The organism is Clostridium ljungdahlii DSM 13528 (assembly GCF_000143685.1).
GTDB classification, from domain to species: Bacteria; Bacillota; Clostridia; order Clostridiales; family Clostridiaceae; genus Clostridium_B; species Clostridium_B ljungdahlii.
Genome location: NC_014328.1, coordinates 3,903,689 through 3,929,722 on the forward strand (window position 1 = coordinate 3,903,689; position 26,034 = coordinate 3,929,722).

The window sequence follows — 26,034 nt, forward strand, 5'->3', positions numbered from 1 at the left end:
TTGCCTATATGATCGGCAAAGGTTATAATTACTTTAAATATATCAATTTGAAAGGAAGATAATATTGGATAAAGAAAAATATCATCATGGAAATTTAAAAGAAGAAATGATAAAAAAGGGAATTGAGCTTCTAACTAATAGTGGATATGAAGATTTTTCTTTAAGAAAAGTAGCTAAAATGTGCAGCGTGAGCCATACCGCACCCTATAAACATTTTAAAAATAAAGATGAACTCATTTCTGCAATCATTATGGAAGTATCAAAAAGCTTTGAAAACTCTTTGAATGAAATTGTAAATAAATATCCTTCCGATCCAAAAAAACAACTTGTTGAACTCGGAAAACAATATGTAAAATTTATGATTGAAAATCCAGATTATTTTAAATTTATTTTCTTAAGCGATTTTAGTAAACCTGTAAATATAAGCAAAGATGATAATTCATCCTATGAAGGTGGAGCTTTTCAAGTATTTAAAGCAAGTGCCATTAATTACCTAAAATCTGTATATAAAAATACTATAGAAGAAAAGGATCTATCTTTAGACATATTAACCATGTGGAGTGCGGTACACGGTATTTCTGTGTTACTATTAAATAATAGTATAAAATACGATGGAGATTGCATTGATTTAGTTGACAAAATGTTGAATGAAAAAATAATAAAAATATATGATACTATTAAATTGCCCTGCGACTCTTGCAAATAAAATAAGGCTATAAGCTAACATACTCATAGTCTTATTTATTTAAATTTTTAAGCCAATTGCCTAACTTTTTTTGCAGTTTTAATTACTTTTTTACCACTTAGTATATCTCCAGTAGGACATATATTTGCACATAAATGACATCCCTCACATTTATCTTCAATAAGCTGTGGTTTTCTAGATTCATAGTTCCATTTTATAGCTTGATGTCCTCCATCAAAACAAGATATATAACATCTTCCACATCCAACACAATTGTGATCTCTAAATTCAGGATAAATTATATAATCCCTTTCAAGTTCATCTGCATTCACTACATTTTTAACTGCCAATCCCACTAAATCTTTTACTTTTTCAAATTTTTTATCTTCCATATAATAGGACAATCCACTTATCAAATCCTTTATTATTCTATATCCATATTGCATAACAGCTGTAGTAATTTGAATATTGGATGCTCCTAGCAGTAAAAATTCTACTGCATCTTCCCAAGTTTCTATTCCACCTATTCCACTTATAGGAATTTCTTTTAGTTTTTCACTCTTAGCCAAGTCACTTATAAATCTAAGAGCTATAGGCTTGATTGCCTTTCCTGAATATCCAGATACAGCTGACTTACCATTTATTATTGGATAAGGTGAGAACTTATCTAAATCAACCCTAGTTATACTTTTTACAGTGTTTATAGCAGCTATTCCATCTGCGCCGCCGTGTATTGAAGCTTCTGCAGGGATTACCATATTCCCTATATTGGGAGTCATCTTGGCAAGTACAGGAAGTGAAGTTCCTCTTCTTACAGCTTTGCAGTATTTCTCTACAAGTTCAGGATTTTGACCTACATCTGACCCCATGGATTCTTCCGCCATCTGGGGACATGAAAAGTTACATTCAATTATATCTGCACCTGCCTTTGTAACTAACTCCGCCAGCTTAGTCCACTGCTGTTCATTTTCTCCCATAATGGATGCAACAATAACTTTATCTTTAAATTCTCTCTTCAATTTACTTATACATTCTAGATTATATTCTAAAGGATGCTCTGATATCTGCTCCAAATTTTTAAATCCTATAAAAGGAGTATTCTCTTTGCCTATTGCATCAAACCTAGGAGATACCTCATCTGCAACATAAAAGCCTATAGTCTTAAATACCACACCAGCCCAGCCCATGTTTAGAGCTTTAGCGCACATTTCAAAGTTATTGCTAATTACAGAAGAGGACAAGAAAAATGGATTTTCGCACTTTATACCACAAAACTCTATAGAAAGGTCCCTCATTTTAAATTACCTCCTCCACTTTTAAGCTCTCTTCATGAAGAAATTTGTGTATCATCCTTATCTTTATGGGTCTATCTATTTTTCCCCTTATGCAATTTCTTTGACAATACATCTTATTATTGCATGCAAGACCACATTCACCAGATTTATATAAGTCATTCATAAACTTATGACAGGCTCCTTTATAATTCTTAAATCTTAGAGACATTATAATATCTGCTGCATTTTTTCCTCCCGGACATGCTTTACTGCAAGGTGGATCATAACATAAAAGACATCTAGAAACTTCTTCTGTTATCTGACTAAATTTCATATCATTTTTCTTGTCCATATTAAGTCCTCCTATTAAGGCATTTGAAAGAAAATGCCTAATTACCTCTTTATCTTTCTCTTTAAGAATTTTCCCCAACCGGGTTTTCCTACAAATTCTCCATCTTTAAATACAAGCTTTCCTCTTGATAAAGTCATAACTGGATATCCTTTCAATTTAACTCCTTCCCATATGGTATAATCTACATCAGAATGCATATTATTCTTTGAAATTGTAAATTCCTTTTTAGGATCATAGATTACAATATCAGCATCTTTTCCTATTACAATACTACCCTTTTGATTATCACATCCAAATATTTTTGCAGGGTTTGCACTGCAAACTTCTACTGCCTTGTTAAAGGAAATCCTTCCTTTATTTGCTTCACTTAACATATATGGATACATATTTTCTATGCCCATACATCCATTTGGTATCTTTGTAAAATCATCTTTTCCCCAATCTTTTTCAGAACTTTGAAATGGACAATGATCTGTAGCTATAGTAGAAATATCACCTGTTTTTATACCTTTCCATAGGGCATCTAAGCTTTCTTTCCCTTTCATTGGTGGGGAGCACACAAAATTTCTACCGTCTTCTCTCTTGTAAACTTCGCTTGTAAAATATAAATATTGAGGACAAGTTTCTGCATATATTTCATATCCTTCATCTTTTGCCCTCTTTACTTCTTCCATACCTTCTTTGTTTGCAAGATGTACTATATAAAGGGGAGCATTTAGTGATTTTGCCCAGTGTATTGCCCTCTTATCCGCCTCTGCTTCTACAAATTCAGGTCTTGACATATAGTGATACCAGGCAGAAGTTTTTCCTTCTTTCAGATATTTATCCGTTCTTATGTCTATTAAATCAGGGTTTTCTGCATGCACTGAAATAAGTGCTCCTGTTTCCTTGGATTTTTCAAGCACCTGGCAAAGCACTCCATCATCTGCCATAAGCCCTTCTTTTTTATATACCATATACACTTTAAAGCTGGGAAGTCCATAATCTACTGCAGCTTGAAATTCATCTAAAATTTCTGGTCTTAAATCAGATATAACTACGTGAAAAGCATAATCAACACAAGCTTGTGGTGCACAGAGCTCATCTCTTTCCCTAGCCGTTTGAATTATGCCGTGGCCTTTCTGCTGCAGTGCAAAATCAAAAACTGTAGTTGTACCTCCACAGGCAGCAGCTCTCGTACCTGCCTCATAACTATCTGCAGATATGGTGCCCCCAAAGGGCATTTCAAGATGTGTATGTGCATCTATTGCCCCTGGTAATACATATTTTCCTTCTGCATCTATTATCTCTTCTCCACTACCCTCAATTTCTTTTCCTATGACTGCAATTTTCCCATTTTTTATGCCTATATCTGCTTTATAAGTATCTTTAGCCGTTATTATAACTCCATTTTTTATAATCAAATCCATAATTTATCACCTCATAAAATAATCTAAAAGCTTTATTCTTCAAATTCTTCAGGCTGACTATTAATTTTGCCTGAATCTTTAGATCCTGCACTTAATAAATAATAAACAACAAATGAAACTCCAAAACCTACAAACCAAGCATAATTTACTATTCCACTTAAGCTAGGGACTATTTTACCTATAAGAGCTGCAAAAATTCCTAAAACAAGTGCAATAATTGCCTTTGGATTAAACCCTTTCTTATAGGTATACAATCCTTCTTTAAGATACAGATCTTTAAGATTTACCTTGGTCTTTTTTATAAGCCAATAATCACATATGATTATTGCAGCTACAGGTCCAAGTATTCCAGAATAAGTGTCAAGCCATGTATACACATATCCACTAGGATCTGCTAAAAGCTTCCATGGCATTATGAGTATTCCTATAATACCTGTAATAAGCCCTCCCATTTTAAAACTTATATGTTTCGGTGCTACATTTGAAAAATCATTTGCTGGTGAAACAATGTTTGCGGCAATATTAACAGAAAGAGAAGCAACTACTATACCAAAGAAACCTACTAACATTGCAAAAGGATTTGAAAATTTCGATATTATATCTACCGGACTCCACATGCTTTTTCCAAATATTACTGCAGTAGCAGAAGTTATTATTATACCCATAGCAGAAAATACTGTCATAGTTATAGGAAGTCCTAAAGATTGTCCTATTAACTGCTCTTTCTGACCCTTTGCATATCTTGTAAAATCTGGTATATTTAAAGACAGTGTTGCCCAAAATCCTACCATGCTGGTAAGTGAAGCAGGAAATACTTTCATAAAATCACTCATGGTATGCAATTTGCCTGGTGAACTTAAAAGTGGTCCAAAGCCGTGAGCAGATTTAATTGCCCAAGCCATCAAAACAAAAGCTAAAACCATAACTAGTGGAGCTGCCCAGTTTTCAAATCTTTTCAGCTGCTCCATGCCTTTAAATATAACAAACATCTCAAGGCCCCAGAATATCATAAATGTTATACCAGACGGCAAACTAAGTCCTGCTATTTGAAAACTTCCCCCAAGAGTTTTCCATCCTGGAATTACAGCTGAAAACAATACATTTAATGCACTTCCGCCTATATAGGTATTTATTCCAAACCACCCGCAGGCAACAACTGCCCTTAAAATTGCAGGTATATTTGCACCAAATACTCCAAAGGATAGCCTTGAAAATACCGGAAAGTTAATTCCATATTTAGTTCCAGGATGGGCGTTCAATAAAATTGGTACTAAAACTATTAGGTTTCCAAGAGTAATTGTAAATAATGCTTGTTTCCAGTTCATTCCCAGTGATATCAAGCTTCCCGCTAGCATATAGGTAGGTATACAGTGAGCCATTCCAATCCAGAGAGCAGTGAAATTATAGGTATTCCAGGTCCTTTCCTTAACCGGAACTGGTGCGTTATCGCCATTGTACAGTTTACTTTCTGTAACAGTTGTATCGGATTGATCTAATTCATATATTTCTTTTTCTACTGGCTGTTCCATATAGATCCCCTCTTCCTTTTAATAGACTTATAATCAAATTTACATCTTATCGATGTCTAGTATAGTTTGAAGCAGTACATTGGCACCTTTTACACAATTATCAAGAGGAGTTTTTTCTATTTCACAGTGGCTGTGTCCTCCAATACTTGGAACAAATATCATAGTTACAGGAAGCATATCAGCTGCAAATTGAGAATCATGTCCAGGACCACTGTACATTCTCATATTGGAATATCCATAAAGATTTGCATTTTTTTCAACCAGATTTACTAATTCTTTATTGAAGCTGACAGTTTTACGTGCCCACAATTCCTCATAGCTAACTTTACAGCCTGCGAGTTCAGATGGAATGTTCTTAATTATATCAACTACCTGCTGTACTACTTTTGGATCTTGATGTCTTGCATCCAAAGTAAATTTAACGTCATCTGGTATAATTGTATGAACATTTGGTGAGCAGTTAATTCTTCCAGTAGTATAGACTAACTTGCCATCAAGTTTATCTAGTTCCTTGTGAAGATATAAAATGGCTTCAGATGCTGCCAAAAGAGCATCTTTTCTTAATTTCTGTGGAACAGTTCCTGCATGCCCAGCTTGACCTATAAATTCGAATTCATAGTTAACCATTCCAACAACGCCCTCTACAACTCCAATATCCTTTTTGGCGGCTTCAAGTACTGGTCCCTGTTCAATATGCAGTTCTAAAAGAGCCATATAATCTTTAGGATTTATTCTATTTTTTTCATCACCCTTATATCCACTTGCATCCAGAGCTTCACCAAAAGTTACGCCTTCCGGGTCCTTTGATGCCAGCATCTTTTCTTTATCAAATTTACCAGTAACAACACCAGATGACATCATAGCAGGATCAAAACGTGCTCCTTCTTCGTTAGTCCATATCATAACTGTAATTGGATGGCGGTGAGGAATGTTTTCCCTAACTATAGTTTCAGCTGCTTCCATTGCAGTCATTACTCCTAAAATTCCATCATAATTTCCTCCTTGTACTACTGAATCACAATGAGACCCCATTGCAATATGAGGCAAGTCCTCCAATCCTTTGAAAGTAGCATACATATTTCCCATATCATCTGTTACAATATATGCACCTAGTGATTTCATTCTCTTTGTAAATTCTGCTCTTGCTTGAAGGGCTGCTTCTGATAGGGATAACCTTGTTATTCCACCGTGTCCTGTAGCACCAAATTTACTAAAAGTAGCAATTTTATTTTCCATTCTTTCTTTATCACAGCTAATTTTTTTCATATCTTTTACTTCCATAATCAATATCTCCTTTACATTTTTTCAAATTGATTTATAATATAATTGGTTAATTAATTTTAAGTGTCCTATTCTTCCACAAAAGGGACGCTTATTTTTTTAATGTTTTTACAAATTCATCTATAGAATACATAACCCTATCAAAAATATTCATAGCTTCTTCCATCTCTTTTTTATTTATAATAAGTGGAGGTGCTATCATTAAGCAGCTCTCATGAGAATAAGTTGAAAATCCTTCCTCTTTTAACATTCCAACTATCTTTGACATTATTCCATCTGGATCTTTTCCATAAGGCACTAGAGCTTCTCTAGTTTCTCTATCTTTTACTAGTTCTACTGCTGAAAACAATCCTATATATCTGACGTCTCCTACACTCGAATGCTTTTTCTTTATTTCCTCTAATTTTTGTCCTAAAATGACCCCCATCTTCTTAGAATTTTCTATTAGATTTTCTTCATCATATACATCTAATGTTGCGCAGCCTGCAGCACAAGCTAGTGGATGTGCATTGTATGTTAGCCCACACATAAGTACATTATCATCAAAAAACTTTGCTATTTTCTCACTTACAATTACTCCTCCAAGAGGTACATATCCACAAGTAATTCCTTTTGCAAATGTGATAATATCTGGTTTTACATCCCAGTTATTGCAGGCAAACCATTCTCCAGTTCTTCCCCATCCAGCCATAACTTCATCACAAACCATAACTATTCCAAATTCATCACATAGCTTCCTTATTCCTTGGAGATAACCTTCAGGTGGTATGATTACACCATTGCTGCCAGTTACACTTTCAACAACAATAGCTGCTACTTTATCCGTACCCTCGTATATAAGCTGCTCTCTAAGTTTGCTTAAATAAAATTTTGAAGCTTCTTTTTCACTTTCAAATCTTATTTTTTCTCTGTAAATATAAGGATCAAAGAACTTTACAAATCCAGGTATTCCAGGTTCACAAGTATATCTTCTTGGCTCTCCGCTTAAATTTGCAGCTCCAAAACTTGCTCCATGGTAAGAACGATATCTCGAAAATATCTTAAATCTTCCAGTAACCATCTTAGCTATTTTTATAGCATTTTCATTGGAGTCTGATCCACCTAATGTAAAGAATACTTTAGCCATATTATCTGGTGCCTTTTCTATTACCCTAGCAGCCAATTTTGCCCTTACATCTACAGCATAGGAAGGTCCCATAAATGGCATTTTTTCTGCCTGCCTTTTTATAGCCTCTATTATCTTTTTATTTCCATGTCCTACATTTACATTAACTAATTGAGAGGACATATCAAAATACTTTTTCCCATCACTGTCCCAAAAATAAATTCCTTCAGCCTTTGTAATTACAAGTGGTTTTAGATTTTTCTGTGCACTCCAGGAATGCAAGTTGTACTTTTTATCATACTCTCTAATTTGATCAACATCTAAATCTAACTCAGTATCTTCTAAAACTTCCATTTAAATTCCTCCTTAATATATCTTTTCATATATTTCTACTAACTGCTCTACCGTAGGTTTTCTCGGATTAAGAGCTGTAGTTTTACTTTCCATAGCATCTTCTGCCATCTTTCTAAAATTGTCTTTGTCTACACCAACTTCTTTAAGTGATACTGGAAGCCCTGTTTCCAAGAAAATAGACTTTATAGTATCTACTGCAATCAAGCTTGCTTCTCTTACAGATTTTCCTTCTACATTTTCTCCCATAGCTTCCGCTATAACTTTAAATCTTTCAGCACAAGAAGCTCTATTAAATTTCATAACCTCTGTAAGCAAAATTGCATTTGCCATTCCATGGGGAACTTTATAATAAGCTCCTAAGGGTCTTGACATTGAATGAACAAGTGCTGTAGATGCATTACTAAAAGCAAGTCCTGCATACATCTGTCCAAGCAGCATTTTTTCCCTAGCTTCAATATCACCTTTAAGCACTGACCGTGAAATATTACTACTTATAATCTTTATTGCCTTTATTGCAAATGTATCTGACATTGGCTGTGCAGCCTTTGAAATATATGCCTCAATTGCATGAGTGAAAGCGTCCATCCCTGTAGCTGCCGTAACCTGAGGCGGCATCATCATAGTCAAAAGTGGGTCTAAAATTGCTACTTCAGGTATTATAAAGTTACTTGAAATAAGCATCTTTATCTTTCTTTCAGTATCCGTTATTATAGAAAACTTACTAACTTCACTTCCAGTTCCTGCTGTAGTAGGAACTGCTATAATAGGTATTCCGTAAGTTTTAGGCTGAACTTTTTCATAATCTAAAATATCCCCTCCATTTCCTATAGCCATACTTATGGCTTTGGCTGCATCCATAGCGCTTCCTCCACCTAAGGCAACTATAAAATCTACTTTTTCTTTTTTTCCTGCTTTCACTCCTTCCCTTACAGTAATTACACTAGGATCTGATTCTACTTTATTAAATATAACAGGATCTATTCCCTGATCTTTTAAACTATAGTAAACTTTATCTAATGCACCTGTCTTTTTTGACGAATGTTTTCCTGTAACTATCATTGCCTTATTTCCAAACACCGCTGCTTCACTTCCAATGAAATTTACGGTATCTTTCCCATATATTATTTTCTTGGGACATTGAAAAACTGAATAATCCATAATTCCATCACCTAACCCGTTTAATTTGTAATTTATCAATTTAATTGCTATTTATTTAACTGTTTATTAAACTTAATGTATATAATTTACCATATTTCTAAACTAATTAGTATGTCCACTATGAACAAATATATGTATAAATTTTTGTTCACCATATAGAAATTGCATTTAAATCAATCTTAAAAACACCCCAATTTTTATACAGAGCATAATATTAAAGACAGTTTCATCATCCTTCAAATCACAGTTTAATATTTCCTCTATTCTATTTATCCTATATTTTATAGTATTTCTGTGGATGTACAGCTTTTCTGCAGTTTTACCTAAGTTTCTATTTTCCTTTAAATATGCAATTAACGTTTTTACTAGCACAGAGGAGTTTTTTTCATCATATATTTTAAGTTTAAGTAAATTTTCATCAAATAGTTTTTTCATCTCTGCATTGGTTTCTATATCAAAAAAAAGCCTAAATATACCTAAGCCTTTATACTTTATAACACAATTCTTCTTTCCAAAAATCTTAGATAACTTTAATGCTTTTATTGCCTCTAATATTACGCATTTAAAATCTTTTAGATCACTGCATTCATCTCCTATTCCTATACTTACAGTAATATCACCCATTCTCTTTGATATTTCATTTCGTATAGATTCTGCAATCCTGTCTATATTTTCTACATTGGAACATACCATAAAATAAAATGCATCACTTTGAACTGCATAAAAATATTTTTTGTTATTTTCATCTAAAACGTATTCTACTATATCTTGTACACGGTTTTTTATATTTGATATAATTTCCTCGTCATCTATATTTTTTTTCTTTATATAAGAGCTAAAATTGTCAATATCAACTATTAGGCTGCAATATTTCTTTTCTCTTTTGTATCCATATAAAATTGCCCTATCCAACATTTCCTCATCAATATTTATATCCTCAAAAATCACTTCTCGCATAAAATTGTTCACAGATTCCTTATGCGCATTTCGTGCAAAAATGGCCCTGCAAATAATTTGAGTTACATCTATCAATTTCACCTCGAAAGGTAACTCAAATATAGGAAAACCTGCAGTATTTGCAAAATCTATAACTCCTTTAGGTGTCTCTTTTATATAAGGCCCTATATTTATAACAAGGCCAGATAAATTTCTAGAAATAATGTCTTTAATAAATTTAAGGAGAACTTCTGAATTATTTCCTATTGCTATACCAGTAATAAATAAAAGTTCTCCTCCTTTTACAAAATCACCAACATCAGGTACTTCTATTACATGTGCCCAGGTAATTCCCCTGTCTAAACCGCCCTTTCCAGCTACAACTTTCATTTTTTCAAGTCCTGGTAAATTTAATATATTTCTACAGGTAACAATCATATTTTCTATCCCTCTTTTATAATTTAATGTATATTTGATAAAAATATGCTAATATTTTTATTATTTGTTTAAAATATCCTTGTATATAATTATAATATATTAATATTTTTTTGTAAAAGTACAAAAATGAAAATTGAATATTTTTACCTTTAATGCAGAGAATAAGCATAAACAGAATTCTTGGCATCAGATGGGGTCTTGACTCCACCTGATACTTAGAAATCGTTATCCAGGGACGTATCTGCTCTTTACTCCCACTTGGATAAGTTGGAGTATTAGAGCAGGTAGTCATCGGATAAATTATAAAATAATTTTTTCTAGGAGAGTGATCTTTAATTGTGAAGAAGTTTTTTAATTCTAAAAACACTTCAGATCTTATTTATGTACAAAAGTTATCCGATGATAGATATAATTTGCCCTTAAATAAATCTCTTTCAAATAATTTAAACGTATTGCACGAATTATTTTCAAATTGTGCTGATGTTGTTTACCATAAATTTGTTATACATTCAATGAAATGTTCCTGCGTACTTATTTTTATAAATGGACTTTCGGATATAAGATCAATTAATGAAAGCATATTACCTTCTATCATGAATATTAAAGAGGTTACTGAAAGTGATTTAAAATGTGATCATACTGTAGAAATAATTAAAGAATATTTTCTTGAAATTGCAAAAATAAGTGAAGTATCAACTATTGGGCAAATTACAAATGCTCTCCTAAATGGAAATACCATACTTTTACTAGATAGTGATGATATCGCTTTAGAAATAGAAACACCCGGATGGAAGGAAAAAAGCGTATCAGACACAGATGTTGAAAAAGTTATAAGGGGACCAAATGAAGGATTTACGCAAAATATTTCCACCAATATATCTCAACTCAGAAGAAAAATTAAATCTTCAGAGCTAAAATTTGAAGATTTTACAGTAGGGAAACAGACACAAACAAAAATAAGCATTACCTATTTGCAGGGAATAGTAGATAACAATATTGTTGAAGATGTAAAAAAGAGACTTTCCAAAATAGACATAGATTCTGTTTTAGAAAGTGGATATATAGAAGAACTGATAGAAGATACACACTACACATTATTTCCCCAAATTCAGCACAGCGAAAGGCCAGATAGAGTTGCCGCTGGGATTTTAGAAGGTAGGATAGCACTCTTAGTAGATGGTACTCCTTGTGTTTTAATACTTCCTGCTACTTTAATTCAATTTTTGCAAACTAGTGAGGATTATTATGAAAGATATACCACTACCATATTTGTGCGTTTCATAAGGTTAATTTTCTTCGTAATTTCACTGCTGCTTCCTGGATGTTTTGTTGCAATTATTTTATATCATAAAGAAATGATTCCTACACCTTTACTTATTAGCATTATGGGAGCTGCCCATGGAGTTCCTTTTCCTATTTTTATTGAAGCACTGTTAATGGAAACAGCTTTTGAAGCACTTAGAGAAGCAGGCATCCGTCTTCCTTCACCAGCTAACCAAACTGTAGGCATTGTTGGTGCCCTTGTCATAGGTGATGCAGCCGTTAGAGCTGGTGTTATCTCTCCTATTATGGTTATTGTTATAGCCATTACAGCTATAGCTTCTTTTAGCATTCCATCTTATGATATGGGCTATGCCATTCGTATTTTACGTTTTTCCATGCTGTGTTTAGGAGCGTTTTTAGGCTTATATGGAGTTCTGTTAGGTATTATTGTACTTTTAATTCACTTATCATCATTAAGCTCCTTTGGTGTAAATTATCTTTCTCCACTAGCACCTTTAAATTTAAAGGAACTCAAAGACATTTTAATAAGATTCCCCTGGCCTCATATGAAATGTAGGCCTCATTTTGCCAATAATAATAATTTGCACCGGCAAAAATCATCCTATGAAAATGGAAAAGACGAGAAAGGATAATAAAATATGAAGTATAAATCAACGTTATTTTATATTTTGCTCTTTATATTTTCAATTTCACTTTATGGCTGCAGCACGGATAAAAGTGAACTAAACGAAATTAGCCTTGTAGTGGGCATGGGTATTGATAAGATGTCCAGTGATAACTCCTTTGTTGTAACATTAGAAATTATCAACCCAAACAGCACAAAAGACGGCAATAATGGATTAAAAAAAGAAAATAATTCTATTATACAAACAAGCACAGGAAATTCTATTTTTGATGCAATTCAAAATTTTTCGAAAAATAGTTCTGCCCTGCTGGACTTTTCACATGCTAAAGTAATCATTTTATCAAAGGAATTATGTGAATCACAATCAGGAGTTTCTGAAGTAATGGATTATTTAAATAGAAATCGTCAAATACGAAGTACTAATTGGATTCTTATTTCAAATAAACCAGCTAAAGAAATCTTAAAAGGCAAAATTCTTAATGAAGCTTCAATTTCAAATGGCATAAACACTATGATGAGTTTATTCGAAAGAAGCGGATCTATTGTACCCATGACCATAAATAACTTTATTATAGAATCAAAAAAGGAGTCAAATTCAGCCTTTGCTCCTGTAATTGATATAGAAAAATCAAAAGATAGTACCGCTCCCAGAATTACAGTGGAAAAGATGGCTATTTTCAAAAACAATCGTTTAATAGGAATACTTACAAGTGAGGAATCTAAAAATTTTTTCTGGATGGCAGACTATACAAAAGGCCATACAGATATATTTCCCCTTAAATCAGCTAAAAATAATATAAATATAACCGCCAGCGTTTTTAAACAATCCACTCAAATAATTCCTCACTTAACTGAAGAAGGTTTTAACATGGAAATTCGATGTAAAGGCAGTGCTTTTATTGAGCAGGCAGAAAATATCGATATTAGTCCTGAAGATGTGTCTAGATTTGAATATGCTATTGAATCTGTACTAAAAGATGAACTAAATAAATTGATAACAAAGTCACAAAAAAATCTAGATACAGATTTTATTGGTTTTTCAACAAAAATATATAATAACTATCCAAAGAAATGGTTTAATATAAAAAAAAATTGGGATAAAATATTTCCAAATATGAAATATGAAATTAGTTTTGAAATTAAATTAACTAATATAGGAATAATTAAAGATCCTGTTATGAGAAATGAGGAGGAAACAACTAAATGACCGCAATTGTAATTATCTTAGCAATTCTAATAGTGATGCTTGAGGGAATATTTCTAATAAAAAAAAATATGTGGAAAGAATTTCTATGTACTGTATTTTTACTTATGATGTCTTTGTTTTTTCAAATTGGTAAAAATTTAGGTATCCCAGGTCCTATAAATTTAATAGAAAATTTATTTAAGCCTATTGGCAAAACATTTTTAAATAGGTTATAAATTTCACATTGAGGTGAATAGATATGCGTGAAAAAGAAATTATCACTACAAATCAGTTTATATGGATGCTTTTTTGTATCATTACATCTTTCAGTGGACTACAGGTAATTAGACTGCTAATTTTTCAAGCAAGAAGGGATGCCTGGTTGTCTGTAATTCTAGCCTGGATTTTAGATGTACTCCTTGCTGTTGTCTATGCTTACATGGGCATAAGATTTCCAGGCCAAAATATGGTACAATACAGCATAACTATTTTAGGTAAAAAATTAGGTAAAATTATAGGAATATTATTTCCTATTTTCTTTTTACTTGTATCTGCTATACTGCAAAGATCACTGAGTATAATTCTTAACATAGTATTCTTTCCAAAAAATTCATCAGAACTACTTCTTATTTCCTCTTATCTTGTAATTTCATATGCTGTTTTTAAAGGAATAGAAGTAATCGGAAGAGTATGCGAAATTTTGGGTCCCTTCTTTTTGTTTGCTCTTATTTTATTTTTTTTATTTGCTATACCAGATATAAAGTTAGATAGACTTAAACCTCAGCTGGAAGCTGGCTTATACCCAGCTTTAACAGGCACTCCTCTGATCTTATCCTTTATAGGAATATGTATTATTATGGGAATGTACATTCCCATTTGCAATCATCCAGAAAACGGATTTATCGCAAAATTTACTGCAGTTAGTTTAGGTACTTTGATCATCATGATGTTAGCTATAAGTGCAATAGGAATTTTTAGTTATCCACAAGCCAAAAATATGATAAATGTCAGTCTTGAACTTACAAGATTTGTTCATTTAGGTCACTTTTTTGAACGAGTAGAAGCTATCTGGCTTATGATTGTCATCGGTGCAGCTATTACATCATCTTCAGCTATGATATGGGCCTTTAGTGTTGGTATATCTCAAATTGCAGAACTAAGTACATATAAACCTCTTGTATTTCCTGCTGTACTACTTTCTTTTGTTATTGGTATGACTTCCTTTAAGAACAGCTTGCAATTAGTGAATTTTAGTTTTTATTCATACCCTCTTTTATCTATATTTGTTGGAACAGGATTAGAAATGTTTCTTTTCTTTGCAGCTTTAATCTTGAAGAAAAAAGGATAGCTTAATCATCATCTTTATCTACTATATTTTTTACTTTATTTTTATATTTACTAAAAAGATACTTTTGAAAAAAATAAAAGATTAAAAAGCAGGTTAAAACTAAAAATATTCCTATAATAATGGAAATAAAATTATTGAAACCTATTCTATCCATACTTATGCCTCCCCTCTTACAATATATTTCCCAATATTATATATTTCATTAATCTTATAAAGTCTCTAAATAAAAAATCAACTTATACAATATCATATAATGACAAATTTCATCATCATAAAAACTTTTAATAAGTCTAAAGCTTGGCATTTTGAAAACCTAAAGGAACTTAGATAAACTCGTACCTCAAACACATCTAAGTTTCTAAGGTTTTCTAAAATGCTAAGCTAAGACCTATTTATAAAAGTTTTTAAGTATGATTTCAATTTTGTCATTATATTTCATGTATAACTTTAAATTTCAATTAGAAACCTCGTATATTGCAGCTTAAAAATCAACTTATGTGCAGGAATATTTTTCATTTAGAAACTTTATATTTAATGCTTCTTTAATTGTTCTTCATAAACTTTTTTTATTTTCTCAATAATACTATATTCATTGAAACTTCTATCATAAATACTAGAGACTTTCATTATCCCCATAATGCTGTTAGTTAAAAAAGCACTATCTGCCAACATTAAATCCTCCTTACTGAACTCACCTTCAGTAACATTAAAGTTATTTATTATGAACTTTCTTACTGTACCCTCAAGTAATCCACATTTTTTAGATGGAGTATATATTTTTTTATTCTTTGTAAAAAACACATTAGATACACTTCCCTCTGATAATTTATCCTCTGTATTAAAAAACAGCACCTCATCATATCCCTCATCAATACATTTTTCATGTTCCAATATATTTTCTAAATAATTTAAAGATTTTAGGTATGTAAGCTGAGAAAATTCATTTCTCCTAACAGAACTTATTTTAACTTTAAAACCTCTTTTATACTGTTCCTCAGTATAATTGTTCTTTCTAGTATTGAACAACGTATTTTCCTCTGTAACTACTAACTTCAGCACGCAATTGTTACACTGAAGCTTGTTAACAGCATCCATAACTTCGTCTTCAGTAATTTCTTTATCTATTCCTATAATAGAAAGACCTTTATTTATCCTATATAAATGATTTTCAAGAAAAAGTGGTTCATTGTTTACAAGCATAGTTTCAAAAAGTCCTCTTCCAAAGTAAAAGCCGGTGTCTAAAAAAACTTTATCATCTTCTACCATCTTACCATTTAAGAGCATCATAGCTGCTATTCACCCCTTTATAATACTTTCATCAAAGCTCTAGCCTTATCAAGTGTTTCATCATATTCTGCTTCATCATCAGATTCCCAGGTAATTCCTCCACCAACACCTAAATAAGCTTTTCCATTTTTTATAAGTATAGTTCTAATAACTATATTTAAATCCACATTGCCATCAAAACCTAAATATCCTATGCATCCTGTATAAATGTTTCTTCTAGTAGGTTCTAATTTTTCAATTACCTCCATAGACCTGATTTTAGGTGCACCAGTTATAGAACCACCTGGAAAACATGCTTTTATACAATCTACTGCTGTATACTCATCTTTTAATTTTCCTAAAACAGTTGATACCAAGTGAAATACTGTACTATATTCCTCTAATTTAAAAAGTTCTGTTACCTTTACAGAATGAGGCTTGCATACCTTGCTTAAATCATTTCTCTCTAAGTCTACAATCATTAATAATTCAGATCTATCTTTTTCACTATCTATAAGTTCTTGTCTGTTTTTTAAATCCTCTTCTTTATTTTTACCTCTAGGTCTTGTCCCTTTAATAGGTCTTGTTTGAACAAGGTGATTTCTTATTTCTAAAAACCTCTCCGGTGAAGAAGATACTATACTAAAATCTTCAACATTCATTAATGCAGCAAATGGTGCTGGATTAATATGCCTTAAATCTTTATATACTTCATAAGGATCTTTTTTTGTCTCGCAGCAAAACCTTTGAGTTAGATTTGTAATATAAATATCCCCATTTCTTATAAACTGTCTGACCTTTTCTACAGTTTCTATATATTCCTCCCTGCCAAAGTTTGATACAAATTTTGTATCACTATCATTTACTTTTCTATATTTAATTTTATGTCCTTTAGATATTTTACTTTTTATTTCATTAATGCTATCTTCTTTTTGCTTTAATATACCTAAAGAAGTAATATAGGTCTTCTTTTTTAAGTTATCTACTATTACTGCATTATCATAAAAATAAAAATAGCAGTCAGGTATTTTTACTTCTTCTATAGTCATAACAGGAAGCTCTTCTATAGTTCTCCCTATATCATAAGAAAAATATCCCATAGCCCCAGCTATATATGGAAGTTCTGTATTATTTTCAATTTTGTACCTTGCAATAAGTTTTTTAAGTTCGTCAAAAGGATCGCCATTAAATTCTTTTTTATTTATAGTACAAATATTATTTTCATATTTAAAAGTAGTAAAAGAGTTTAATCCTATAAAAGAGTATCTGCCTAAATCTTCAGCACCCATGCCGCTATCTAAAATGGTAACTGTTCTGTCTCCCTTAAACAGCGAATAAATATCAAAAGCATCTAATTCTGTTTTTATTTCTTCAATGAAGAACTTCATATAATTCCCCCTTACTAAACATTCTTGCTTCTTCTATAAAATTCTTAAGCATTTCATGTCCGCATTCTGTGAGTTCTGCTTCAGGATGAAATTGTACTCCTTCAACAAGATACTTTTCATGCCTAACGCCCATTATAACTCCATCTGAAGTTTCACAGGTTATATTAAGACACTTAGGAAGTGTTTTCTTTTCTATTACTAATGAATGATATCTTGTAACCTCTACAGGATTTTTGATTTCTTTAAATACTCCTACATTTTTATGATGGACTTTAAATATTTTACCATGTACAGGCTCCTTACCCTTTATTATATTAGCACCAAAGGCATACCCGATACATTGATGTCCAAGGCATATACCTAAAATAGGAATTTTCCCACTAAATCTTCTAATTATATCTACACAAATGCCCGATTGCTCAGGTGACTTAGGTCCTGGAGAAATTATAATTCCCTCTACATGCATTTTTTCCACATCTTCCAATGTTAATTTATCATTTCTACAAATCTTAACCTCTTCATTTAGTTCTTCTAAATACCTTACCAAGTTGTATACAAATGAATCATAATTATCGATCATAAGAAACATGAATTTTCACTCCTCGGCATTAATTTATATTTGTTTTTAACCTTATTCATTTACATTTCGGAACAATTATCTTTACAATTTTCACTAATTCCGCCATAACTCTTTTGGTTAGTTTAATAAGTAATCAGCAGTTCTAATCAATTACCTCCCTTATCAAGTGATTCTTAGGTTCAGGTTAAGTTTGCTTATAAGGAATACCTTTTCTCCATCTAAACCTTAGAAGAACTTATCCAGGCGCGTAGCAGTGCTTATCCCCCCACTTTGAAGAAGCTAGGGGTGTTAGCAATGGTAGCGATCGGATAAAATATTTTTATTATATTTAAAAATAAAAAAGCACATAGCGCATTTAATTTATCCAATGTTATCATCCGCAAACAACTCGCCTGCTTTACAAAAGCTGCAAGTTTTATGCTGTGTATAAAGAACTCTTTGGCTTTAATCCATTAGAGTTCTTATGTACATAGGTTTGCTAAACCCTGGATAAGTTTTATACACTATATGCCTTTATTTTTAAATTCTATTATTAATAAAAGATACTAACTAAAATCTTAAATTTCTATAAGTAAGTATATCACATTTCAATAAATCATATCAATAATGACAAATTCCAATTAGATTACTGCTGTCAATATTAGTTATTATAGGTTAGGAATCTCATTTAATAAGTTTCTCTAAGTATACTGATTCGATAAGTAATTAATTTTATTTTATACATAACTTTTTCTGAATATAAGGCTGTATAATTGGTTATCACTATATAATGGAGGTGATTATATATGACAAACATAAAATATAATAAAACCCCTCATATTAAATTTAAACATTCTAATGATAAATTTAATATGGAAGCCGCAAGGGAATTAGGAATTGATTTCCCTAATTTTAATCAAACAACCTCAAAAATTATATATGCTTATGAGCTTGGATTAAACGATAGGCTCTAATCTTATCTGCACTTAAAAAATCAAAATAAAAGGATGGCGATATTTGTCCATCCTTTTATTCTTATCTTTGAGGGGATATCAATTATATCAATTATGTACTACACTTTATTGTTTTCATTTTTGCTAAGTCTATTTTTCTTAGGACACTTATAATTATATTAGTTATTTGTTACAATTTAATGTCCTATAAATAAAATAACTATTTATTTTTTGAACACTATGTAAACAATATAAGAACTCTTGATAATATTATCCAGTTACTTCTTTTATTTATAGTATAATAATTTGAATTTCGTACATTCTATTATTATAAGGATATCAATGTATTAAAGCTACTAAATGTTTAAGTTTTAGATAAACCAGAATATTCTTTCTTCAATACGTTGATAATTACCTTTATGCTGGGGATGATGAATCCTCAGCATTTAAGTAATTTATGGTTAATTTTGTATAGTAATATTATTTTCTTTCATCTAAAACTTCTTTTAAAGCATTAACTCCATTTATTGCTGAAGGGAAACCTGAATAAACTGTCATAAGCAACATAATTTCTTTTATCTCATCAGCAGTTACCCCAATATTAAGCCCTGCGCCAATATGAAATTTTAATTGTGGTTTGGCATTACCCAAAGCAGTTAATGCAGCAATCGTAGCAATTTTCCTATAATTTTTACTTAGATTATTTCTTGTCATAATATCTGCTTGACCATATACTATAAATTTAACTAGATCCGGTGAAAATAAGTCCAATCCGTTTCTGGAATATATGTCTCCAAAAGAGTATTCAATCATATACTTTACCAAGTCAGGACATATATCACTTAAACTATTTTTTACCTCTTCACCTGCTTTTCCATCAATCTCTTGTAATTTCTTATATCCTCTTTCCAATCTATTTTCCTTTTCCATTGATTTTTTCCTCTATCCCACTATAAATTTGAACTTTTCTTGCAACATAATCTCTTGCTTCGAATAATTTCTCGATTTTTTGTTCTATAAACTCTAAATGTTCTTTCATAATATTTTTTCTTTCCGTAACCGTCTTATCTCCCATATACCTTAACCTAGCATATTCTTTCATCTTATTTATATTCATTCCTGTTGCCCTAAGTCTATTTATCATCTCAAGCCATTTCAAATCCTGTTCACTATAAATTCTCTTTCCTGATGAATTTCTTTTCACATCTATAATTAACCCAATACTTTCATAATATCTAAGGGTATGTGGTTTTAATTTAGTTGATCTTGATACGTCGTTTATTTCCAGCTCCAACATAAAATCCCTCCCAATAACAAAAATCATAGCACTTAAAGTGCACTTTAAGTCAATAACAAAATGAAAACTTTTTTAGAATTCATTACTTCTTTTCCATATAAAAATAGGCGTCCTAAATAACGGACGCTTATTTTTATATACTATGCTTATGCACTGACAACCTTGTTACGACATTTTTTAGCTTCATATAAAGCTTCATCTGCAGTCTTAATAAATTGTTCAATAGATAACATATCAGACGGAATAACAGTACAAATTCCTAAACTAATGGTAATATAATTAGAAATAGAAGAATACATATGCGGAATAGCTAATTGCTCAACCTTTTTTCTCAATTGTTCTGCAAATTCCAGCGCACTTTCTTTTTCCATATGGGTAAGTACAACAGCAAATTCCTCTCCCCCATATCTGGCAACAGTATCTGAGGAACGCCTTGCAGAAGATGAAAGTACCCTTGAAACTTGCCTTAAACAATCATCTCCAGCTTGATGACCATAACTATCATTAAATGCCTTAAAAAAATCAATATCTATCATAATTAATGACAGTGGTATAAAATAGCGTTTGCATCTATCCCATTCTGCTTCTATTGTTTTATCAAATACAAAACGGTTGAAGATACCTGTTAAACTATCAATTTGAGAAAGTTTTTCTAATTTTTGATTTACCCGCTTCAATTCATCGTTTTTTTTCTGTATTATTTTTCTATTATTAAAATCATCTACTTGATTTTTATATCTTATACATGATATCATCCAGGATATTATTAAAAAAGTAGTACTATTAATACAGTTTGCCCACAATATATCACTGGATTTCTGAAAATATGGCAGGAAAAAAAGAAATGGTAAATGGACAATCAAATACATAAGCAATAACGTAATTGGTTTAAAAATCGGAGTTACAGCAATTGCTATAATTGATATGGCATATACAATAATCTGTCCAGAAGATAACTGATCCAATAAAGATATACCTTCACACCAAAATAGTATCATGATTGTAAAAGATACCGAAGCAACATTAATACCCGTTTCATGTTTAGAAATGTTATTTTCTAATTTAACAAATATCAGTAAATACACCACCATTACTAAAATTAGTAAAGTATACATAGTCGCATAATATATATGGGTTCTTGGTGGAAAAATATTTTTCCCTATAGTAAACAAAATTACAAGCTCTGCAGCCTCTATAACAATGAAAGTTACTGCCGTAATTTTTCCCCTAGTTAAATTAATCTCATTAATATTTACAACAAATTCTTCTTTGTGCTTGTCCAGTACTGATGCCAATATAAAACTTCTTATCAATCTGAATATTTTAAAAAACATCTTTTTTCACCTTTATTTGAAAGATTTTTATATCATAAACAGAGTTCTTGGCATCAGATGGAGTTTTTGACTCCACCTGATGCTTATTAACAGGATTCTTAGTGCTTTAGCACTTAGAAGGCGTTATCCTTTAGGGAAAATCGTTATCCATGGACGTAGCTACTCTTTACTCCCACTTGGAAAAGGAGTATTAGAGCAGGTAGTCATCGGATAAACTACTTTTATCAATTAGCGTACAAATAAATTATATCATCATTTATAAGAATTTTCTCCTACTATTTATTCTTCTTTTATCCATACTTATCAATGTTAACATCCTATTCACTTATTTGTAATAAAGCTGTCACAGAGCAGTGAGATTATGTGATAAATCAAAGAAATATTTAGGAGGTAATTAAAAATGTTAAAAAGGAACCTTAAAATAATATCCGCTTTAGCCCTTGTAGTATCAATTGGTACAGGGTTTACTACAGTTAATGCAGCTTCACTTTCTAGCAACACAGCAAAATCAACGTACTGTTCCAGTAAAAATTTCAAAACAAAAAATAGTAAAAATTTTCTAAAAGCTAAACTTGATCCTCTAGTAACCGCAGGTACCATCACTCAAGATCAAGAAACTGCCGCATTAAATCTTCTAACTCCTTCTAAAACTGATAAAAAATCAAATGCTCAAAATTTCTTAAAGACTAAGCTTGATTCTCTAGTAACTGCAGGTACTATTACTCAAGATCAAGAAACCGCTGTATTAAATCTTTTCACTCCTTCCTCAACTAATACAGGAAATAAAAATACTAAAAACTCATTAAATTCTAAACTTGATTCCTTAGTAACTGCAGGTACTATTACTCAAGATCAGGAAACTGCTATTAAGAATTTATTTACTTCTAATAAGGACACTCAAGCTAAAAAAGAAAAGTCTACAAACTCATTGAAGACTACTCTTGATTCCTTGGTAACTTCAGGAACTATCACTCAAGATCAAGAAACTGCTATATTAAATAGCAGTAGTCAAGAAAAAGCTGAAAGAAAAGCTGAGATGGATAAAGTCAAAAATATGACTCAAACTGAACGTAAAGCTTATCTTCAAAGTAAAAAAACTGCAAGAAAAACTAACTTCTTAGACTCTCTAGTAACTTCAGGCACTATTACCAAAGATCAAGAAACTGCTATAAAAAATCTACTTACTTCTAATAAAAATGCAAACATTCAAGCTAAGAAAGAAAAACTTACAACTTTCTTAAAGACTAAACTTGATACTCTAGTAACTTCAGGCTCCATTACTCAAGATCAAGAAACTGCTATGATAAATGCTTTAACAGCTTCTACTAGTAAAAGTACAAAAAATTGAAAATAGTTTTTAATAAAAAATGTGATTATTTTATATGGTCACATTTTTTATACAATTCAGCTAAGGAAAAGGAAATAGGTTTTAGGCCTATTTCTTTTTCTGGTACTTTATAACGGCTGATATGTCCGCCTTTAGATCTTCAACAGATTTCACTAAAAGATCAATCTTATTTTCAAATCTTATAAGCAAATATATACTAACTGCTATGGGAAACCCAACGGTACTGATTAAGCTAACCAGCTGGTCATACATAAATATCACCTTCCCTTTTGCCATTATAAATAATATATATGCTATTTTAAATATTTTTCCAATTAATTGTGAATTGATTTGGCAGCTCTAATTATTTCATCAGCTGCTTCAGAACATAATCCTGCTAAATCTTCTACATGCAGCTCTTTAACTGCAGAACAATCGTAAAGAATAGTAGCATCTGCTGGAAACTCCTCATCTGCTGTCCATAGCCCAAAGGCCATAGGCACATTAGGTAATATATCAATCTTTATACCCACATCTCCAACATCAACTTTTTTTCCACCTAGTTTAAGACCAGCTTCCAAGAAAAGGTCTCCCTTATGCCCAAAAAACTCAACTAATTTATCTATACCTTTTTTTGCAAATCCCTGATAAGCATGACCAACTCCTTCTAATTCTCTAAGAGGCACCCACTTATTTGTTAAGCTGCTATTAGTAGCCCTGTATAAATAACTAAGCATAAGCATTTTTAGCATAAGCATTGTATTTATATCTACAGATGGATCTTTATCTTCATTATTCTTTAATACAATATTCCCCTCTGGATAAGAAATTAAGTATTCTTTGTTAAAACAGGTTAATGTAAATTGTTTTTTTTCAGAGTCATAATAAGCCCTACTTCTTTTAGCCACTTCTTCTGGATCATATTTAACAAATTCCTTACACATATTTTCATAACAAATCTCATAATTATTTTCCTTATTCATATTTTCACCCCTTAAATACATAATAACATATATTACTAATAGTTTTTGCCTAACTTATAATAAATACACTTGCATTTGCTGAAAATATATGATAATATTTATTTATTAATAATTTATATTAATAAGAAGGAGATGGCAAAATGGCATTTAAATGGAAAGAAGAATTCAATTTAAATATCGATGAAATAGATAAACAACATAAAAAACTAATGGAAATAGGAAAAAAAGCCTATGATATTGCAATATTAGATGATGGATATGACAGATATGATGAAATAATGACAATACTTGATGAGCTTTTAGAATATACAAAATATCATTTTGAGTATGAAGAAAATATGCTAAAAAAATATAATTACGATCATATTCACGATCAAGAAGAAGAACATGGATTTTATGTATATAAAATAAATGAAGTTTCTTCTAGAGAGGATATAGATGATAATCAAAGAAAAGTAATATTAGAAATTATAGACTTTTTATCTGAATGGATCAGTAATCATATTATGATAGCAGACAGAAAATATGCAGTATTTTTAAAAACTGTTTAACCAAGTTATTCTTAAACACAGATGGAAAAGGAATTTCCTCTCTCCATCTGTGTCTTATTAATAGTATTCTTAATATCTTTCTTACCCAAGTGTGTATCAGCCGTTATGCACAGCATACAAACGTAAAATCATACTAGTAACTTTAATTTCTATTATTTCACACCTATTGACTCTTGCTTTGATGTCTTTAGATTAAACAATGATTGAACAATTGAGTAAATCACAAGACATACAGCGCCAAATACAAATGGAAATCTCATAGATGATATATTAAAAGTATTCTTAACAAAAGCAAAGAAGAAGCTTGAAACAAAACCACCTATGCTCATAAATGCAAGAGCTATAGAAATTGCAAAAGGCTGTGCTGACTGAGGCACCGGCATACCAACATACATAATTACAGCTGGCACCACAAGTCCAAATCCCATTCCAACAATAGTTGTTGCAATAGTAAACATAAAAACGCTATTTCCATAGATCAAAATCACAAATCCTATAGCATGGAGAACCGTTCCTACAACTATGGTGTACTTTGTAGCCACATGATATAATTTTCCAAAAATTGCACCAGTTAACATCCCACCTATAGAGAACATAGTAAGTGCCATCGCTGCACTAGCTGAAGTTCCCAATTTATTATCAACTATTAAAGATGATATACCCGTTAACATTGGGTAATTTATTAAAGTATAAACCAGGAAAATTATTGACCATACATATACCATACCAGGCATCTTTACTTTTTCATTCTTTGCCTTTTCTACCTTTGCAGGCTCAGGTAACATGAAAATAACTACGATAAGAGATATAACAGCCAAAAGATAAGTTAAAAAGGTAGTTCGCCAGCTAATAACACATAAAAATCCTCCAAGTATTTGGAATACGATACCACCTATATTCTGAATAACACTATTGTAACCCATGAGGTTTTCTACATCTTTTCCTTGGAAAAAGTTCATAATAAGTGCTGATGGAATTGGAGATATTAAACCTACCCCAGCTCCCAATATAGCCCTCATAATAAGAATTACAACAAAGCTATTTGTAAAATAAGGGAAAGCACCACCAATGATAGTAAGAATTATTCCAATAATGGTAACACTTCTAAATGTCATAATATTACCGGCTAATTTTCCTCCTATCATTGAAAATGGAATCGTGGTTAAACATGGTAATGTAGCTATAAGTACCACTACACTAAAATCTATTTTGGGGAAAGCCTGACCTATACTTGCAAGTGCAGGAGAAGTTGCTCCTTGTGCCATAACTAGAAATGAAAAAGAAAATATTGCGAATATAGTTGCTGATTTACCTTTACTCATAACTTAAACTCCCTTCTTCGCTCTTTGATTTTAAAAAACTTTTCATATTTAGTGCGGCCATCATTCTTTTATCACGTATTGCAGTCATCT

At 31.4% G+C, this 26,034-nt stretch carries 26 protein-coding genes; 8 read left to right on the forward strand and 18 right to left on the reverse strand.

Going from position 1 to position 26,034, the window contains the following annotated elements:
* The first annotated feature begins 64 nt into the window (after positions 1 to 64).
* Positions 65 to 706, forward strand: coding sequence for a TetR/AcrR family transcriptional regulator (locus tag CLJU_RS17645; RefSeq protein WP_013240210.1), 642 nt, complete (start codon positions 65 to 67; stop codon positions 704 to 706).
* Positions 707 to 753: 47 nt separating this feature from the next.
* Here the strand turns inward: CLJU_RS17645 and preA are convergent, their stop codons facing one another.
* From preA to CLJU_RS17685, 8 genes are all read right to left on the reverse strand, one after another.
* Positions 754 to 1,980, reverse strand: coding sequence for an NAD-dependent dihydropyrimidine dehydrogenase subunit PreA (preA, locus tag CLJU_RS17650; protein WP_013240211.1), 1,227 nt, complete (start codon positions 1,978 to 1,980; stop codon positions 754 to 756).
* Between the two features lies 1 nt (position 1,981).
* A complete protein-coding gene (locus CLJU_RS17655; RefSeq protein ID WP_013240212.1) occupies positions 1,982 to 2,311 on the reverse strand; it encodes a hypothetical protein in 330 nt (109 codons plus the stop codon).
* A 41-nt stretch (positions 2,312 to 2,352) separates the two neighbouring features.
* Positions 2,353 to 3,720 (reverse strand): dihydropyrimidinase, encoded by a 1,368-nt coding sequence (gene hydA / locus CLJU_RS17660; RefSeq protein ID WP_013240213.1) that lies wholly within the window; start codon positions 3,718 to 3,720, stop codon positions 2,353 to 2,355.
* Between the two features lie 32 nt (positions 3,721 to 3,752).
* Positions 3,753 to 5,249 carry an NCS1 family nucleobase:cation symporter-1 gene (locus tag CLJU_RS17665; protein ID WP_013240214.1) on the reverse strand — a complete coding sequence of 499 codons (1,497 nt, stop codon included), beginning with the start codon at positions 5,247 to 5,249 and terminating at the stop codon, positions 3,753 to 3,755.
* A 39-nt stretch (positions 5,250 to 5,288) separates the two neighbouring features.
* Positions 5,289 to 6,515 (reverse strand): Zn-dependent hydrolase, encoded by a 1,227-nt coding sequence (locus tag CLJU_RS17670; RefSeq protein ID WP_029702246.1) that lies wholly within the window; start codon positions 6,513 to 6,515, stop codon positions 5,289 to 5,291.
* Positions 6,516 to 6,621: 106 nt separating this feature from the next.
* Positions 6,622 to 7,989 carry an aminotransferase class III-fold pyridoxal phosphate-dependent enzyme gene (locus tag CLJU_RS17675; RefSeq protein ID WP_013240216.1) on the reverse strand — a complete coding sequence of 456 codons (1,368 nt, stop codon included), beginning with the start codon at positions 7,987 to 7,989 and terminating at the stop codon, positions 6,622 to 6,624.
* A gap of 12 nt (positions 7,990 to 8,001) precedes the next feature.
* Positions 8,002 to 9,147, reverse strand: coding sequence for an iron-containing alcohol dehydrogenase (locus tag CLJU_RS17680; protein WP_013240217.1), 1,146 nt, complete (start codon positions 9,145 to 9,147; stop codon positions 8,002 to 8,004).
* A gap of 168 nt (positions 9,148 to 9,315) precedes the next feature.
* A complete protein-coding gene (locus tag CLJU_RS17685; protein ID WP_013240218.1) occupies positions 9,316 to 10,521 on the reverse strand; it encodes a PucR family transcriptional regulator in 1,206 nt (401 codons plus the stop codon).
* Between the two features lie 338 nt (positions 10,522 to 10,859).
* Between CLJU_RS17685 and CLJU_RS17690 the strand changes: the two genes are divergently transcribed.
* Genes CLJU_RS17690 through CLJU_RS17705 form a run of 4 tightly spaced genes read left to right on the forward strand, consistent with a single transcriptional unit; the run spans position 10,860 to position 14,964 of the window.
* Positions 10,860 to 12,437: a spore germination protein gene (locus CLJU_RS17690; protein ID WP_013240219.1), complete on the forward strand. Its 1,578-nt coding sequence runs from the start codon at positions 10,860 to 10,862 to the stop codon at positions 12,435 to 12,437.
* A gap of 6 nt (positions 12,438 to 12,443) precedes the next feature.
* On the forward strand, positions 12,444 to 13,637 hold the full coding sequence (locus tag CLJU_RS17695) for a Ger(x)C family spore germination protein (RefSeq protein WP_013240220.1): 1,194 nt from the start codon (positions 12,444 to 12,446) through the stop codon (positions 13,635 to 13,637).
* Complete coding sequence (locus CLJU_RS17700; RefSeq protein WP_013240221.1) at positions 13,634 to 13,852, forward strand: hypothetical protein; 219 nt, start codon at positions 13,634 to 13,636, stop codon at positions 13,850 to 13,852. The genes CLJU_RS17695 and CLJU_RS17700 overlap by 4 nt, the downstream gene beginning before the upstream one ends.
* A 23-nt stretch (positions 13,853 to 13,875) precedes the next feature.
* A complete protein-coding gene (locus CLJU_RS17705; RefSeq protein ID WP_013240222.1) occupies positions 13,876 to 14,964 on the forward strand; it encodes a GerAB/ArcD/ProY family transporter in 1,089 nt (362 codons plus the stop codon).
* 1 nt (position 14,965) lies between these two features.
* Here the strand turns inward: CLJU_RS17705 and CLJU_RS22670 are convergent, their stop codons facing one another.
* From CLJU_RS22670 to CLJU_RS17720, 4 genes are all read right to left on the reverse strand, one after another.
* Positions 14,966 to 15,118 carry a hypothetical protein gene (locus tag CLJU_RS22670; protein ID WP_013240223.1) on the reverse strand — a complete coding sequence of 51 codons (153 nt, stop codon included), beginning with the start codon at positions 15,116 to 15,118 and terminating at the stop codon, positions 14,966 to 14,968.
* Between the two features lie 377 nt (positions 15,119 to 15,495).
* A complete protein-coding gene (locus CLJU_RS17710; RefSeq protein ID WP_013240224.1) occupies positions 15,496 to 16,251 on the reverse strand; it encodes an aminotransferase class IV in 756 nt (251 codons plus the stop codon).
* 17 nt (positions 16,252 to 16,268) lie between these two features.
* Positions 16,269 to 17,618: an aminodeoxychorismate synthase component I gene (gene pabB, locus CLJU_RS17715; RefSeq protein ID WP_013240225.1), complete on the reverse strand. Its 1,350-nt coding sequence runs from the start codon at positions 17,616 to 17,618 to the stop codon at positions 16,269 to 16,271.
* Positions 17,602 to 18,207, reverse strand: a complete 606-nt coding sequence (locus CLJU_RS17720; protein ID WP_013240226.1) for an anthranilate synthase component II — start codon at positions 18,205 to 18,207, stop codon at positions 17,602 to 17,604. The genes pabB and CLJU_RS17720 overlap by 17 nt, the downstream gene beginning before the upstream one ends.
* 776 nt (positions 18,208 to 18,983) lie before the next feature.
* On the opposite strand from CLJU_RS17720, the gene CLJU_RS22675 reads away from it, so the two are divergent.
* On the forward strand, positions 18,984 to 19,151 hold the full coding sequence (locus CLJU_RS22675; RefSeq protein WP_023162269.1) for a hypothetical protein: 168 nt from the start codon (positions 18,984 to 18,986) through the stop codon (positions 19,149 to 19,151).
* Positions 19,152 to 19,610: 459 nt separating this feature from the next.
* Here CLJU_RS22675 and CLJU_RS17725 read toward each other — a convergent pair whose 3' ends face one another.
* The 3 genes from CLJU_RS17725 to CLJU_RS21485 all read right to left on the reverse strand — a co-directional run bounded on the left by CLJU_RS17725 (position 19,611) and on the right by CLJU_RS21485 (position 21,761).
* Positions 19,611 to 20,060, reverse strand: a complete 450-nt coding sequence (locus CLJU_RS17725; RefSeq protein WP_013240227.1) for a carboxymuconolactone decarboxylase family protein — start codon at positions 20,058 to 20,060, stop codon at positions 19,611 to 19,613.
* Positions 20,044 to 20,427: a MerR family transcriptional regulator gene (locus CLJU_RS17730; protein ID WP_013240228.1), complete on the reverse strand. Its 384-nt coding sequence runs from the start codon at positions 20,425 to 20,427 to the stop codon at positions 20,044 to 20,046. Before CLJU_RS17730 ends, CLJU_RS17725 begins: the two co-directional genes overlap by 17 nt.
* 146 nt (positions 20,428 to 20,573) lie before the next feature.
* Positions 20,574 to 21,761 (reverse strand): GGDEF domain-containing protein, encoded by a 1,188-nt coding sequence (locus CLJU_RS21485; RefSeq protein ID WP_013240229.1) that lies wholly within the window; start codon positions 21,759 to 21,761, stop codon positions 20,574 to 20,576.
* A gap of 400 nt (positions 21,762 to 22,161) precedes the next feature.
* Between CLJU_RS21485 and CLJU_RS17740 the strand changes: the two genes are divergently transcribed.
* Positions 22,162 to 23,109: a hypothetical protein gene (locus tag CLJU_RS17740; protein WP_013240230.1), complete on the forward strand. Its 948-nt coding sequence runs from the start codon at positions 22,162 to 22,164 to the stop codon at positions 23,107 to 23,109.
* Between the two features lie 87 nt (positions 23,110 to 23,196).
* Here CLJU_RS17740 and CLJU_RS21875 read toward each other — a convergent pair whose 3' ends face one another.
* Positions 23,197 to 23,361 carry a YvrJ family protein gene (locus CLJU_RS21875; protein WP_013240231.1) on the reverse strand — a complete coding sequence of 55 codons (165 nt, stop codon included), beginning with the start codon at positions 23,359 to 23,361 and terminating at the stop codon, positions 23,197 to 23,199.
* 62 nt (positions 23,362 to 23,423) lie between these two features.
* Positions 23,424 to 24,071, reverse strand: coding sequence for a DUF3786 domain-containing protein (locus CLJU_RS17750; RefSeq protein WP_013240232.1), 648 nt, complete (start codon positions 24,069 to 24,071; stop codon positions 23,424 to 23,426).
* Positions 24,072 to 24,211: 140 nt separating this feature from the next.
* Between CLJU_RS17750 and CLJU_RS17755 the strand changes: the two genes are divergently transcribed.
* Entirely contained in the window at positions 24,212 to 24,622 is a 411-nt protein-coding gene (locus tag CLJU_RS17755; RefSeq protein WP_013240233.1) for a bacteriohemerythrin, read from the forward strand.
* A 152-nt stretch (positions 24,623 to 24,774) separates the two neighbouring features.
* Here CLJU_RS17755 and CLJU_RS17760 read toward each other — a convergent pair whose 3' ends face one another.
* The gene (locus tag CLJU_RS17760) at positions 24,775 to 25,944 is read right to left on the reverse strand and encodes an MFS transporter (protein ID WP_013240234.1); all 1,170 of its coding nucleotides are present in this window, start codon (positions 25,942 to 25,944) and stop codon (positions 24,775 to 24,777) included.
* Positions 25,945 to 26,034 lie beyond the last annotated feature (90 nt).

Coding starts and splice junctions, on each gene's coding strand:
- CLJU_RS21875 (WP_013240231.1), bottom strand. CDS start 23,361: ATGTATGACCAGCTGGTTAGCTTAATCAGTACCGTTGGGTTTCCCATA.
- CLJU_RS17740 (WP_013240230.1), top strand. CDS start 22,162: ATGTTAAAAAGGAACCTTAAAATAATATCCGCTTTAGCCCTTGTAGTA.
- CLJU_RS17655 (WP_013240212.1), bottom strand. CDS start 2,311: ATGGACAAGAAAAATGATATGAAATTTAGTCAGATAACAGAAGAAGTT.
- CLJU_RS17665 (WP_013240214.1), bottom strand. CDS start 5,249: ATGGAACAGCCAGTAGAAAAAGAAATATATGAATTAGATCAATCCGAT.
- CLJU_RS17710 (WP_013240224.1), bottom strand. CDS start 16,251: ATGATGCTCTTAAATGGTAAGATGGTAGAAGATGATAAAGTTTTTTTA.
- preA (WP_013240211.1), bottom strand. CDS start 1,980: ATGAGGGACCTTTCTATAGAGTTTTGTGGTATAAAGTGCGAAAATCCA.
- pabB (WP_013240225.1), bottom strand. CDS start 17,618: ATGAAGTTCTTCATTGAAGAAATAAAAACAGAATTAGATGCTTTTGAT.
- CLJU_RS17705 (WP_013240222.1), top strand. CDS start 13,876: ATGCGTGAAAAAGAAATTATCACTACAAATCAGTTTATATGGATGCTT.
- CLJU_RS17760 (WP_013240234.1), bottom strand. CDS start 25,944: ATGAGTAAAGGTAAATCAGCAACTATATTCGCAATATTTTCTTTTTCA.
- CLJU_RS17725 (WP_013240227.1), bottom strand. CDS start 20,060: ATGGAAAAGGAAAATAGATTGGAAAGAGGATATAAGAAATTACAAGAG.
- CLJU_RS17675 (WP_013240216.1), bottom strand. CDS start 7,989: ATGGAAGTTTTAGAAGATACTGAGTTAGATTTAGATGTTGATCAAATT.
- CLJU_RS22670 (WP_013240223.1), bottom strand. CDS start 15,118: ATGGATAGAATAGGTTTCAATAATTTTATTTCCATTATTATAGGAATA.
- CLJU_RS17720 (WP_013240226.1), bottom strand. CDS start 18,207: ATGTTTCTTATGATCGATAATTATGATTCATTTGTATACAACTTGGTA.
- CLJU_RS17670 (WP_029702246.1), bottom strand. CDS start 6,515: ATGAAAAAAATTAGCTGTGATAAAGAAAGAATGGAAAATAAAATTGCT.
- CLJU_RS21485 (WP_013240229.1), bottom strand. CDS start 21,761: ATGTTTTTTAAAATATTCAGATTGATAAGAAGTTTTATATTGGCATCA.
- hydA (WP_013240213.1), bottom strand. CDS start 3,720: ATGGATTTGATTATAAAAAATGGAGTTATAATAACGGCTAAAGATACT.
- CLJU_RS22675 (WP_023162269.1), top strand. CDS start 18,984: ATGACAAACATAAAATATAATAAAACCCCTCATATTAAATTTAAACAT.
- CLJU_RS17695 (WP_013240220.1), top strand. CDS start 12,444: ATGAAGTATAAATCAACGTTATTTTATATTTTGCTCTTTATATTTTCA.
- CLJU_RS17750 (WP_013240232.1), bottom strand. CDS start 24,071: ATGAATAAGGAAAATAATTATGAGATTTGTTATGAAAATATGTGTAAG.
- CLJU_RS17755 (WP_013240233.1), top strand. CDS start 24,212: ATGGCATTTAAATGGAAAGAAGAATTCAATTTAAATATCGATGAAATA.
- CLJU_RS17730 (WP_013240228.1), bottom strand. CDS start 20,427: ATGTTGGAGCTGGAAATAAACGACGTATCAAGATCAACTAAATTAAAA.
- CLJU_RS17700 (WP_013240221.1), top strand. CDS start 13,634: ATGACCGCAATTGTAATTATCTTAGCAATTCTAATAGTGATGCTTGAG.
- CLJU_RS17685 (WP_013240218.1), bottom strand. CDS start 10,521: ATGATTGTTACCTGTAGAAATATATTAAATTTACCAGGACTTGAAAAA.
- CLJU_RS17680 (WP_013240217.1), bottom strand. CDS start 9,147: ATGGATTATTCAGTTTTTCAATGTCCCAAGAAAATAATATATGGGAAA.